Raw genomic sequence first — 12,768 nt, 5'->3', positions numbered from 1 at the left:
CGTATTTTCCTAGGGTTATATGAATAACTTCGAAAAACTATGAAATTACCGAACCATCAGAAGTTGACTGCCTGGATTTATGCTTTCCTATCCATATCAGTACATCTTCTTTCTTATATCGAACCAGCCTGCCCATTTTAACAAATGGAATCCCTATGCCAATCCAGCGTTCTCGCTCCAACGTTGCCAATGAACAATCTCGTATTGCGGCTACTGTTTCCTGTGAAAATAACGCCCATTCCGGGGCAAGTTCAAATTCCTTTATATGTTCGATGCGAGAATATTGTTTTTTCATATAGCATGCTCCTTTATTCCTGTTGTAATGACAGGTTGCAGAACGAATTATAAAGAAAGTTAACTGCACATTTGCATCAGGAATTTCCCCTGGGGAATCTCCCCAGTGACAAGAGAGCATTAATCTGTTAAGGCCATGTAGGTATATTTAAAAATAACGGAGACATACCCGACAACTGACAAAAGTGCTTTTGTCAGTTTTGTCGGGTAGCTAGTTTTATTGCGTCACAAATTTTCATTCTCTATTTTGGTAATTTTATTTTTCAGTCGCTCGTAACTTTCCTGTGCCGAAATTTTTTGGCCTTTCCTTAATTGGGTCAAGCCTGTATCGATAGCTTTATTCAGGTCATCTAATTTTGCTTCCATCTCATCATGCCTTGACGAACCAGATATTAAGTCTTTTGGGCAAACCATAGATTTTCTATCCTCAATCAAATTGGTAAAATGACCGTGACCTATACAGTGCCATCGAATTTCACTATAATTAACAATAACTTAAATTATATACAACCGTCATTGATGTGTTATAATGACTTTATGACTACTAAACCACTGATTAAAACAAATCCCTATCTCAAGGATGCGGCTACCAGAAAAAAACTGATAGCCCGCTCGGTGAGAACATCCTGTGGCGTTGAAGGCATCAAACCCAAACAGGATAGTACCGTTGTGCCAAAGATCACCCATCGTAAAGACAAGAAAATCTATAAACTCGTCAAACGGACTGTTCGAGCAGCATCTTAAATACTTTCTTTATCGGTTCATAATTGCCGCCATGTCCAGCATGTATCGCTAAGATATATTGGTCGAACCCTTCTGGATTTTCAGTTTGATCAATGGCACTGTAATTTAATGGTGCTTTTTTCGATTGCATAGCCATGAGATCTGCCAATAATCTTGCTACTCTGCCATTTCCTTCACGGAATGGATGAATCACGATAAACTCAATATGGACAATCCCGAGAGCGAATGCAAGCTGGTCATTATCCGTATAATGGCAAGGCGTATATTTTGCGAGATACTTTGATTCTAATTCAGCCATTAAAAATTCAATACGGTCGGCGGGAGCAAAGATAAAATTTGCTTTAGACATGTTTACAGTGCGATATTTTCCTGCAAATGGATATATATCACCCAACCATAATTCGTGTATGGCGCAAATATACTCAGCTGTAAATTGCTGATCTTCATCCACTTCGTTCAATAATTCAGATTCAGTGCGCTCTAATTCACTTTCCTCCAAGATTTCGATCTCATCCTTCGATTTAATGCCGAGTTTATTTTTAAGAACCTCCTGATTTGAATCGGGTTCAAAATCTTCATCTGATGGGACTGCATACCGCCCTGATTTTTTAAAATCCATACAATTCCTGTTTAATAGTTTAAATTCATAGTTAATCAACTATCCTGCTTTTATATCTTTCTTGTGATCTGCAATATTTACAACTTCGGCGGATTTCATTATTCCTGCCAGTTTCAACAAATGATCGGTGATTTTCTGCATGGGCACTCTTAACCGCTCCACATCCATAACGATATACCCTGCCGTCACATCCTGTGTCATTTTATGATTCAGCAATCGTTTTAACGCATACGCCGGAATATCAAGGCTCTCTGCCACCGTTATAAAAGTCCTTCGCAAATCATGTAGCGTAAACGTCACCCCTGATTGGTCAATAATCTTTTTCATGACCTTGCGTGGTTCAACATTGTAGCCAGTCTTGCCATCACCGGGGAATGCGAATCTGCAATCCGGGTCTGAATCAGCTTTACGGTTCGTGAACAACTCCATGAGAAAATCAGACAATGGCAATACATGCGTATGCCGGTTTTTTGTATCCTTGATTGTGAGAGTCTTGTCCTTTAAATCAACCCTGTCCCACGTTAATTCAATAGCCTCCCGCCTTCTCAAACCGGTAAAAAGCAATAACAGAAAATAATCCCGCAAGATGGATGATTTCCCTGTACTGCGCTCATCCTTAACCTCCATGACCGCCTTAAACCACGCAGGCAATTCATGCCCCTTGATCACAGTCTGCTTACGGTCTATCCGATACCAGGCACGTGTATGCGACAGCCGCTTGACCGGATTCTCCGGCACCAGTGACCTGCCTTGCGAATCTTCATATTCACCCGCGGCAAAGTTGAAAATCGCCCGCAATAAACGCATGGCTGAATTAGACCTCGCCTTGCTTCTCTCACCAAATATACGGTGACGCTTGGCAATCATGTCTTTTGTTATATCCAGCAGCGGCTTGCTCTGCCAGTCAGAGAACACCTGCTTCATGAGCCGGTTATAATCCAGCAAAGTGGTTGGCTTGAGTTCTTTTCTGGCGACCAGATAGGCATCGAAGGCTTCCTTGAGTGTAATCGATTTAACCTTCTTCTCTTTTTTCTCAGCAATAGGGTCAATGCCGGTCGCAATCTTGCCTAAGAGCTTTTTGGCTTCATTACGCGCCTGCTCTGCTGTCAGCTTGCCATACTTGCCCAGCGTCATGCGCCGGACTTTATTGCCGATCAAGGTTTCAACCACGAAACTCTTGACGCCGCTGGACGTGACCCGCAGGGCAAACCCCTTGAGCTCTCCGTCACGGTAAAAAAATCTGGTCTTTATCCTTCGGCGCTTCTGCTTTTTCCACGAACGCTTTTGTCAGCTTCATTCACTCCTCCCGTTTCCATGTAGAAGCCATGTAGAAAGAATGTAGAAAATTTATTAGAAAACCATAGGACGGATTATAAATGTCATTAGTTGATTGTAAATAGGTTTATTAAGTAGTTAGAAAAATGTAGAAGCCATTAAAAGCCGATTTTTCACGCTCATAATCCTTTGGTCCTAGGTTCAAGTCCTAGTGGGCCCAGTTAAAAATCCCCCCTTATTTGAGGAAGAGCCGCATTTGCGCAATGTATTGAGTTACCTTTAAGCCTTCTGGAGTATGGATCATGCTCAATGTAACTTTTAACGTAGAAGTCGGCATTTTGGTTCCTCCTGGAAATTTGTAAGTAACGTCTACAGGTACAATCGCAATGATAGTATCTTTTGATTGAGAAAACTGAATTGGGCTCACGATCTTTCCAGACATGGTCGTTTGTCTTTTAATCATGGCATCTAAATTACGAGAAACATCCAGTGCTTTCTTATACCCCACCCAACCAGAGTTGGTAAAATAGCTTGATGCCAATTTCAATTGACTTTCATAATTTTGATAATTGTAATTATTTACAGCTTGAACTACTTTTTTATGTTTCTTGATCTTGAGAGGTGTTTATTTCTGAATTAACTGGCACATGCCGCGATCACACTATTGTTCCTGTCATACCCTCTTGACAGGTATGTTAATATGAAATTTTAATCTTTTAATCTGAGAGGCTTGATATGTTGGTTAGAACGATAGTATTGAATAAAAAAACAGCTGAAATTATTTCAGCTTTCAAGAATGCAATAGATAAATATGATGAATCTTGTCGAGTAATTTTCGAAGGCCCATCAAAAGAAGCGATCAATCGAAAGACCGCACTTAATCTTCTACTCAGTAAATTACATAATGAGATGCCTGAGGATGCAACATGGCGGCTTTACAGGTTCTATATAAATCACTATCAATCTGGCAGCCGTCTAATTGAGAATATGACTTCCGCATTTTATGAGTTATTTGGCATAGACAATAGTGAAGTAGAACACTGTAGTAGATGCAACCCATGTCACGGCTGTGTTACTGAGAATCAAAGACACAGTCTGTTTAAATCAAATATGAGGGAACTGAAAAAGCAAAGCAAAAGAGCTCAGGAAGAAGATGAATTTATGGAAGAAGTTTATCAAGTAAAGAGAATTGCACGATTTTTAGCGATAGGTAAAAAAAATTCTCATAGTCCATTTTACGAGCTTCCTGAAGAATTATTGATGAATATCGCAGCATCAATTGCAAAGAGAATGCCTGAAGTATATGCAAAAATGATTGCAAAAGAAAATCTGAATAGACCAATGCGGTGAATTCAATAGGATGATAAATTAGTAAGCATCTAGGAATATACACAGCTAGATGCTTATTATTTTAACGATTGACCGATTAATCTTATAACGACACTAAAAAAGTATATGATTGAGAGATAATTTTTTGTATTGATTTGAAGTATCAACAGGCGCCATGTAGAAAGAAACATCGCCTGGGATTGCTTCCAGTAAACAAACTCCAATAGCAAGAACGTTTAGAATAATTAACAGAAATGACATCATGGGATTTATGTAAAATATAACACAATACGTAAATATCGCCGAGAAGCTTATCTATTCAATACTATCAAGGTTTTTTTGAAAAAGAGGAATTGAATTATTTTGTAAACTATACTTAAATTTGGATTAACATACATCGGGAAAAATGCAATGCCAAAGAAATCTTCCAAACCCACAACAAGCGCTTCAGTCGAGACAAACGATGAAGTCGTTAACAAGATAGTTGATTTGATGAAACTGCTTGGCTCATATAAGGATTTCAAGGATGTAAAACCAAATGAATTTAAAATATTATACATTGATATCCTAGACGCGTTCGGCCAGCCCAAACCGACAGCGGCTGATTTAAAAGAGGCAAGCGCTCAACTTTTAGAAATTTTTCCACCTGATCAAATTTTTAAAGCGGCAAGTCGTTTGCTCAGTGTGGTTGATGCTGAAATCAAAAGTCGCAGCGATCGCAATTTAAGCCCTTCTCTCAAGGAAAATCTCAAAAATATTACCCAATTTGCGCACAAATTTACATCAAATGCGATGGCTAAAAAGCGCCCTGAATTCAACCCTACCGGAGCCACAAGGCAGCTGGAAGAAAAGCGTAATAAATTCATTGCGCAAGAGAAAAGGAAATCGGGCGGCACGCCACATGCCTTGTTCAAAGAAAGCGGTCGAGAAGGGTCAGAATCAGAAAAATCAAACTTAGATAAACCAGGAAATTACGATATCATTACGAAATCCAAAAAATAATACTGCTTAACCAAGCCACGTCGGGTATTGGGATTATATCCAGGCTGTGCTTGTAGCGCTTCCCGCTATATTTCCATTATATTAACCCAGATTTGCCATTCTCTGACCTTGCCTCTTTCAAGTTTATATAAATTCATAACATCAAGCCTGACTTGTACGCCGACAGGTATGTGCTTAGTAAAAACGGCATTTTGTTCCACGCGAAAAGCTATACGATTTTCCTCGGTGGTCACATCCTTTACCTCACTTCTTAAGTCCTTGAATATTTCATGCAAAACGGGCAAACGTGATTTCAAGTCGTTCAAATCAAGCTGTTTTTTCATTGTATGGTTAAACATTACAAGATCGGAAGCAAAATATTTATCAAGCATATGCTCGTTTCCAGGTGCAAAAGCGGTTACAAATGAATCGAATGCGAATTTATGTGCAAAGCCAACGAATAATTCTTCATCAGATATGGTTATTTCATCTCTCAAGCGCGCAATGGTTTGGTCAATTGTCTTAATCAATTTTTTTGTTCGATCAAGACTCTCTGCAAGGACTTGTTTGTGAGACAGCAAGGCATCGATTTTGTTGAAGTCATCACTGCTGATAATCCTCTGGATATTATTGAGAGAAAATCCTATTTCACGATAAAATAAAATTTGCTGCAGCATCAAGACCTGCTCTTCTTCATAATAGCGATAATTATTATCGCCATAATAGGCAGGCTTTAGTAATCCTATCGTATCGTAAAAACGCAGCGTTCGAATGCTGACCCCTGATAGCTTTGCCAATTTCTTTACTGTATAAGACATTTTGATTTTCTCATCACTGATGTTCAGCATCATATAGGATGACGTTACGAGAGAGTCAATACAATTATAATATTTTCATTTAAGTTGCTTCGCCTATCGCTGGTCCTGAATTTTTCAGCAAGGCGTTGCCTGGCGGGCATCGCACCTAGAATGCGCTTAAAATAATTTCATTTATCATCATGTTATTGATGAAATAACAAAGTCTTTTGTGCTTAGTGGTAAAATAAATAAAATAAAGACGAGGAAACTAGTTTATGAAATTCATAATAAAAGCTAGCAAATACTCTTTATTGCACTGCTATCTTATTATCATATTAGCCACAATACCAATTGCCTCATCCGCGCAGAATATCGTAGATACCTCATCACCGCAGGATCACCTGGTTGAACCCGCTATCGTAATGACACCGTCTACAGTTGAACCTGATTGCCATACTTATACGGGATGCGGTCTCATTATTGTAAAAAAATATTATTATAACAAGCCCAAACAATACAAACCCAAACAACACCGCATCTACCACCAACCTTGCTGTGTCATTGGCGGCTGTTACGTGCGCCCTGTGATAGGACAGTGCTGGTAATTCAAAGGGGTCAAGTCTAGACTTGACCCCACTACTCGTTCCAAGCCCTCCCATGGTATATACGCCTGTAAACAGGTATGATTATCAACCTTATATAGCATTGGCAATGCAATGCACATCCTGGTGTCCTCATGATAAAAACTCACGAAATCAAATCCACCTTCACACTGGTACTGCCGCTGATGGCGGCCTTTCTGGCTCAAAAGGGCATGCAATTTATTGACACGCTCATGATGGGGTGGCTGGGGCCCAGCGCATTGGCGGCAGGAGCACTGGGAACAGGTCTTTTTATCACCACCCTGGTATTCTGCTTGGGCACGCTCAGCGCGGTCGGCGTTTTTATTGCACGAGCAAAAGGCGCCGATGACAGCAGCGACATTCAATCCAGCCTGCAACATGGAATATGCCTCGCTCTATTATTATCCATCCCTTGTATGGCATTAATCTGGTTTATGCCGCCAATTCTGGCGGTTATTGGACAAAATCAGCAAGTGGTTGACAATGTCACCTTGTTATTACACGGGTTGGTTTGGGGACTGCCCGGGTTTTTGCTGTTTTTTGTGTTTCGTGAATTTATTTCCGCGTTCGCACTGACGAAAACCGTAATGATTGTTGCGCTCGGCTCGATTCCGCTGACCTTTATCATGAATTATGTTTTGATTTATGGAAAATACGGATTTCCACAGTTAGGCATTGCCGGCATTGGTTTTGCCGGAGGCATAGTCATGTGGTTCATGTTTGCATGCTTGTTATTATTCAGCAAAAAACATTTCCTCATAAAGGAATATGTTTCATTTAAAGGATTCAGATTCAGGCGCGATAAAATTATCGATATGCTGTTTATTGGCGTACCCAGCGGCTCTCTCTTCATATTGGAATCCGGAATGTTTTTATCGGCTGCAACGCTGATGGGTTACTTTGGCGTCGATTCCTTGGCAGCCTATCAAGTCGCCTTGCAATGGGCCAGTATCGCTTATTCGATCCCCTTTGCCATGTCCATGGCAACAGCATTACAGATAAGCCACGCCCTGGGAGAAAAAAACCCGCTCAAGGCAAAACGCATCGCCTTCTTCAACCTTGGCCTGGGTGTAGTATTTTCTGCAATAGTGGCAATCATCTTTATCCTGTTCCCCGAAGCAATGGTTAAAATATTTTTGTATAGCGGTGAAACCCAGATGCAAGAAACCCGATTGGCAGTCTCTTTTCTCACCATAGCCGCCATTTTTCAATGCATGGATGCTGTGCAAGGCATTGCTAACGGCGCTTTAAGAGGATACAAGGATACTCTTATACCCATGCTTCTAAGCAGCGGATGTTATTGGTTTCTCGGTGTGGGCAGCGCTTATTACCTTTCATTTCATACCCGCCTTCAAGCAACGGGCATCTGGTACGGTTTAACCATCGGCATTTGCAGCGTAGGGGTTGTGTTGACTCCGCGCTTGCTGAAGCGGATACAATATGAAAAACAACCCTCTTGTGAGCAGCCAAGACGCTGAAGCCTGCCTTTACGATTCCTTCAATGAACCGATACGATATTTAACTTGCACAAACCCGCCATCGAATGTTTGCGTTTCCACATGATGTAATTCTATGTCGTTTTTTAGCGGCCCAAATAATGATCGGCCGCTGCCCAAAAGCACCGGTATGAATGTAATAGTCATTTCATTAATGAGATTATTGGCTAAAAATCCCTGGATAGTGATTCCGCCGTCAATATAAAGATGCCTGGCTTCTTGCCTTGATAAGCGCTGAACCAAGGCAACTGGCGTTTCCGCTGAAACGGTGACACAAGCACGTAATTGTTCCGGAATCGCGAGGGCCTGGCTGCTCATAACCACTACAGGCAAATTGCCATATGGCCAGTCGTCAAATGACAATACTTTCTCATAAGAATGTCTTCCCATGATCAATCCGTCAACCGTTGATATGAATGACTTGTAACCGCAATCTTCACCAGGCCTGGCAAGCGTGTTGGCCTTCATTAGCCAATCAATGGAACCATCCTCTCTGGAAATATATCCATCCAGACTGGCAGCGATAAATACGGAACACTTGGTTGACATGATCAATTATCCTGCTTGTAAGTATTGAGCGCGAATGCTTGCAAAATTTAACCGAAAATGGGCGTTCCATCCATCCCGGCCGTTCTTCTTTTTATGCGCTTATATGCATTATACATGGTGTCTTCGCACGCAAAAAATGCCATGAAACCGTCATTCAGAACGCAGCCCAAACCGCGATTGAGAGGATGGATAAATATTTGATAGATGCCAGCCTGTTAATGCATATCTTAAAGAGGAGGCCCACACCTCCTCTACGCGAGATAATACTAGAACGACCCCGGAAATGGCGATGGAAGCTTTATTTCAGGTATGTTACACATACCGCCATTCTTCTGATCTTGATGCTGCTTCTCTTTCAGCTTATCCAGCGCGTATTCGACAACAACTTGCTCCGGATATTTTGTAAACAAAGCCCCTGCATATTTTGAAAATTTAAATTCAGGAGGCTGACACATGGTGCTTGTTTTTTTGCGATTAAACATTCTGATCCCTCGTTTTTATATTGATATATAAGCGGCACTATCTCGATCAGTAATTGCACAATTACCGCGCTTATTTTAATCGGCGCACTATAATTACACAAGCAATATCAATTAATTATTGATCAATCACTTAATTTGTATAGTAATTATATTCAAATTAATACCCCCGTCCCTAAATGCAGCGAAAAATAGGATCGCTTACCCGCGAGTACAAGGAGAAAATGAAATGGCAGACCTAGCGGCAAATTTCAGGCAATACACAAATCAGCAGACTCCGGCGAAAAAATATGGCCGGTTTTCAACCGAATTAGTGTAATGTTATAGGCTGGAACTGTGGAACGGGTCATGACGATTTGTTTCTTTGTGAATCTGCCAGACACGGCATCATGAACTGACGGCAATAACGCAATAATCAAATAAGTGGTATTCAGCCATGTTTTCAACCAGAAGCTTCGATATAACTGAACTAGCGGCCACGCAATTATCCCTGACTCTCATGGATACTGATAATATAAAAACGTTTGGCCTGCCAACCTCTCCTTTAGGCGCATTCTCTGGCATTCCAATCATCGGTATTACCGAGCATATAGCGGGTCCCGGCGCCTTGAGTACCCTGGTTGAAGATGGCGCTATCGGAATCAGCATAGAGCCGCCCACCGGCGATCCCGCCAGAAAATATTTATCTCATGAATGCTATTCAACATTCAACGCCGGCAAGATCAGTATCGCAATGAAGTTAAAAGAGGATGTCAATTATATAAAAATACTCAGGGAAGCCATCATCATCATAGACAATCGCAGTAAAAGAGCACGCGACGGAGATCAGGTTTTGCAGGCGTTTCTCAATGATCCGCACAAATCAAACCGTATCATCTATTGTTATATATCAGGGTTTCCTGGCGAAGAAGAAGCCCGGCCGGGGAATGATGTGACTGTTCAGGCGGCCAGCGGTATGGCCTACGTGAATGGCACAAGTGCCGATTCGCCGCTCAAAGTCGGCTTTTTACCTTTGGATATCGCCACAGCCAATTGGGCTGTTATCGCGATTCAATCACGTTTTATTCAGATGCTGCGCGGCATCCCCATTGAAGATGAAAACAATAAAGTCATTCCTGTGCATGTGAGCCTGGCGGGCGTGGCTTCCCGTTTTTTATGCTCGCAATATTTGGACGCAAAACAAGAACGTCCCATAAAACAACGCACGGGCAATCAGGATAACCTGATTAGCCTGTTTTCCTTCTTCCAGACCCAAGATGGACGGAATATCTCTATCGGTACCTTAACTGACTTGAGTTTTAAAGTATTCTGTCATGATGTGATAGCCAGACCCGATCTTTCAGACGCGTACGCAACAAATGAATTACGTATTCAAGCGAATAATTATCTGCACGAAGAAATCCAGACAGTCATGTTGACACAGCCCAGCCAATATTGGCTGGATAAATTGATGTTAGCAGGCGTGGCGCACGCGGAAGTCAACACAGTTGAAGAAGCTGCAAAAAAGCCTTACTCAAAACATTTCTACTCAAAGACCACGGAGGGCACCCCCACCATAGCCAGACCTGACGGCCGCAAACCTGAGCTTGATCCCGCGCCAACCTTAAACCAGCACGGACATACACTGGAAAAATTACTAGGGAATATTTCTGCAAAACCTGCTTATGATTTTGGCAAAGGTAAAATACACTTCATGCCGGCACGCAGCAAGCCCAGGATTCAAGATAATCATATTGAAAAAAGTCATGGACACAGGCGGATTAAATCCATATAGGCATGCACAATATCTTTCATCAAGGCATTGGCATGAAAAACCGAAAAATCAGCCATGTCTTTGATTAATTGAAACGATGATTTTTTCTCCGGAAAGTTCGCCCTTCTCCTTGGGTCCGGCTTTTGTAGTATTGCCTTGTGTGAAAACAAACCCAAGATAGGCTGATTTTTTTTCACAAGCTTTTTTAGCTTCTGGTATTTCCGACGCTCTGGATGAAATTTCACTGGACTGTGGTTTTCTAAACATAGTCATCTCCTGGCAATTAGAGAATACAATCAATGCGTTGCAATCAAGGGATCTGTTAATCACGAGACTCGTATATTATCAGATCCCGCATAAATTGCCAATTTTCTATCCAGCGTAAAGAACATAAACAGACAGGATACGCTGCTCATGCACTTCATCCTTTATGTCAACACACTGAATCCAGCCTGTCATTAGACCCGGCAAGCAGACCTATGTTCCTCGTCATACTCTTGAACAAAACGCAAGGCTTCCGATTGCCACCTGGTTAATTCCGCTTTCCACGCCCGGATTTCACTTCGCGTGACCAGGCCCGTGTTTTCCGAATACAAAGATTCAAGTCTGGCTATGCTTGGCGTAATGAAATCGGTTTCTGCGATCTTACGATACAAGTTGATGACGTTTTCTTCATTCATGGCATGGCTTAAAGCATATTGCACAAATTCCCTGCCTCGGGGGTCGCCGGATAATTTGAATTTAACCAGGTTAAATTCATCATTCTGATCATGCAGCTCCCGAATATAATGCACCAGAGACGGTAGATGAGTTGTATATTCATGGCGATTGAAAATCTTGCCAAAATACGAGGTGCCTGATAATTCAAAATCAATCACGCCTACTTCATAATGATCTTCATATTCGGTAATGATCATATTGGCAAATTTGCAATCCTGCTGGCCGGCAATCACGCCGGTTAAGGCCAGCGCCGTGTCAAACCCAATCATGGGCTTTTTAGCCAACTTTTCCCGCCAGTCTCCCTTGAGAATAAAATCTTCCAAATCCATACTGTTTGGTTTGATCTCGGACATGGTGTAGTATCTGGCTTTATTGGTTCCTGCAATCGGCTCATGAAAAATTCCGGATTCAGGCTGTGAAGTGGGACTAATCGCGTTCAATGCCGTTGCCACAACCAATTCACGCAAAAATGCCTGCCTGTCATGCGCGCCTTTTTTCAGATATACCTTTTCTGCGCAAGACACGATTTCATTATTCAAGCTGCCATTTGGACATTGATCTTGTAATTTTTCATATTCATCATCCAGGCCTTCTATGCGATTTCCGATTATTTCTCTTTCGCGCGGCTCGAGATGGGCCTTGTAGATTATATACATCAAGGCTGAAAGCATAAGACTGGCAGCCAGGATCCCGATCAGATTCGCAACATAGGAAACACGCTCACTGGATTGGCCGGTGCGGGATGTATGGTCATGTTCATCATTGTTATCGTCATTCTCGTCATCACGGTCGTCTTTGCGATAGCTTCTCACCAAGGCCAGGCTTCTCACCGGAGCCCGATAATGCTGTATGGCGGTTCGCGGCGGGGTATAGGTTTGCAGCGCCGTACTGTTTTGACTCATACAAATTCTGGCGATATCAGTAAACTCGATATCCTGGATTGTGTCTTCCACAGGTTCTTTCTCATGGCTGCGATAAGAAATATTATTTCTGGAATATGATGTATGGACCGATGCAGAATGCGAGTAATAACGGGGCAGGATACCGCCAGCGGTTCTGAAACGGTGCAAGCCAGTGCGGCCAAATAGAGACGCTCTTGATCTAAACAT

At 41.9% G+C, this 12,768-nt stretch carries 16 protein-coding genes; 6 read left to right on the top strand and 10 right to left on the bottom strand.

Going from position 1 to position 12,768, the window contains the following annotated elements:
• Positions 1-37: 37 nt before the first annotated feature.
• Together AQULUS_RS01365 and AQULUS_RS01360 are read right to left on the bottom strand one after the other, a co-directional pair.
• Entirely contained in the window at positions 38-295 is a 258-nt protein-coding gene (locus AQULUS_RS01365) for a DNA-binding protein (RefSeq protein ID WP_148337901.1), read from the bottom strand.
• A 224-nt stretch (positions 296-519) separates the two neighbouring features.
• Complete coding sequence (locus tag AQULUS_RS01360; protein WP_172622687.1) at positions 520-660, bottom strand: hypothetical protein; 141 nt, start codon at positions 658-660, stop codon at positions 520-522.
• A 171-nt stretch (positions 661-831) separates the two neighbouring features.
• Here AQULUS_RS01360 and AQULUS_RS01355 point away from each other — a divergent pair, with 171 nt between their 5' ends.
• The gene (locus tag AQULUS_RS01355) at positions 832-1,038 is read left to right on the top strand and encodes a hypothetical protein (protein ID WP_148337899.1); all 207 of its coding nucleotides are present in this window, start codon (positions 832-834) and stop codon (positions 1,036-1,038) included.
• On the opposite strand, the gene AQULUS_RS01350 is transcribed toward AQULUS_RS01355, so the two are convergent.
• The 3 genes from AQULUS_RS01350 to AQULUS_RS01340 all read right to left on the bottom strand — a co-directional run bounded on the left by AQULUS_RS01350 (position 1,010) and on the right by AQULUS_RS01340 (position 3,545).
• Positions 1,010-1,657, bottom strand: a complete 648-nt coding sequence (locus AQULUS_RS01350) for a Fic/DOC family protein (protein ID WP_148337897.1) — start codon at positions 1,655-1,657, stop codon at positions 1,010-1,012. The genes AQULUS_RS01355 and AQULUS_RS01350 overlap by 29 nt on opposite strands.
• Before the next feature lie 39 nt (positions 1,658-1,696).
• Entirely contained in the window at positions 1,697-2,860 is a 1,164-nt protein-coding gene (locus tag AQULUS_RS01345) for a tyrosine-type recombinase/integrase (RefSeq protein ID WP_332066321.1), read from the bottom strand.
• A 307-nt stretch (positions 2,861-3,167) separates the two neighbouring features.
• On the bottom strand, positions 3,168-3,545 hold the full coding sequence (locus AQULUS_RS01340; RefSeq protein ID WP_148337896.1) for a DotI/IcmL/TraM family protein: 378 nt from the start codon (positions 3,543-3,545) through the stop codon (positions 3,168-3,170).
• Between the two features lie 122 nt (positions 3,546-3,667).
• Here AQULUS_RS01340 and AQULUS_RS01335 point away from each other — a divergent pair, with 122 nt between their 5' ends.
• A complete protein-coding gene (locus AQULUS_RS01335) occupies positions 3,668-4,282 on the top strand; it encodes a hypothetical protein (RefSeq protein ID WP_148337894.1) in 615 nt (204 codons plus the stop codon).
• A gap of 390 nt (positions 4,283-4,672) precedes the next feature.
• Positions 4,673-5,263, top strand: coding sequence for a hypothetical protein (locus AQULUS_RS01330; protein WP_148337892.1), 591 nt, complete (start codon positions 4,673-4,675; stop codon positions 5,261-5,263).
• A 65-nt stretch (positions 5,264-5,328) separates the two neighbouring features.
• Here the strand turns inward: AQULUS_RS01330 and AQULUS_RS01325 are convergent, their stop codons facing one another.
• Positions 5,329-6,060: a MerR family transcriptional regulator gene (locus tag AQULUS_RS01325; RefSeq protein ID WP_232051895.1), complete on the bottom strand. Its 732-nt coding sequence runs from the start codon at positions 6,058-6,060 to the stop codon at positions 5,329-5,331.
• Between the two features lie 254 nt (positions 6,061-6,314).
• Here AQULUS_RS01325 and AQULUS_RS01320 point away from each other — a divergent pair, with 254 nt between their 5' ends.
• Both AQULUS_RS01320 and AQULUS_RS01315 read left to right on the top strand, forming a co-directional pair.
• Positions 6,315-6,644 (top strand): hypothetical protein, encoded by a 330-nt coding sequence (locus tag AQULUS_RS01320; protein ID WP_148337888.1) that lies wholly within the window; start codon positions 6,315-6,317, stop codon positions 6,642-6,644.
• 131 nt (positions 6,645-6,775) lie between these two features.
• Positions 6,776-8,140, top strand: coding sequence for an MATE family efflux transporter (locus tag AQULUS_RS01315; protein ID WP_148337886.1), 1,365 nt, complete (start codon positions 6,776-6,778; stop codon positions 8,138-8,140).
• Positions 8,141-8,149: 9 nt separating this feature from the next.
• Here AQULUS_RS01315 and AQULUS_RS01310 read toward each other — a convergent pair whose 3' ends face one another.
• Positions 8,150-8,707, bottom strand: a complete 558-nt coding sequence (locus tag AQULUS_RS01310; protein WP_148337884.1) for a dihydrofolate reductase family protein — start codon at positions 8,705-8,707, stop codon at positions 8,150-8,152.
• Between the two features lie 266 nt (positions 8,708-8,973).
• Positions 8,974-9,189: a hypothetical protein gene (locus tag AQULUS_RS01305; RefSeq protein ID WP_148337882.1), complete on the bottom strand. Its 216-nt coding sequence runs from the start codon at positions 9,187-9,189 to the stop codon at positions 8,974-8,976.
• 433 nt (positions 9,190-9,622) lie between these two features.
• Here AQULUS_RS01305 and AQULUS_RS01300 point away from each other — a divergent pair, with 433 nt between their 5' ends.
• Positions 9,623-10,960, top strand: a complete 1,338-nt coding sequence (locus AQULUS_RS01300) for a CoA transferase (protein WP_148337880.1) — start codon at positions 9,623-9,625, stop codon at positions 10,958-10,960.
• Between the two features lie 48 nt (positions 10,961-11,008).
• On the opposite strand, the gene AQULUS_RS01295 is transcribed toward AQULUS_RS01300, so the two are convergent.
• Positions 11,009-11,206 carry a hypothetical protein gene (locus AQULUS_RS01295; protein WP_148337878.1) on the bottom strand — a complete coding sequence of 66 codons (198 nt, stop codon included), beginning with the start codon at positions 11,204-11,206 and terminating at the stop codon, positions 11,009-11,011.
• A 191-nt stretch (positions 11,207-11,397) separates the two neighbouring features.
• Positions 11,398-12,768: a hypothetical protein gene (locus AQULUS_RS01290; RefSeq protein ID WP_148337876.1), complete on the bottom strand. Its 1,371-nt coding sequence runs from the start codon at positions 12,766-12,768 to the stop codon at positions 11,398-11,400.

It is taken from the genome of Aquicella siphonis (assembly GCF_902459485.1).
Taxonomy (GTDB): Bacteria; Pseudomonadota; Gammaproteobacteria; order DSM-16500; family DSM-16500; genus Aquicella; species Aquicella siphonis.
Note: the sequence above shows the minus strand (reverse complement) of the source record. Positions and strands in the feature narration are given on the sequence as shown.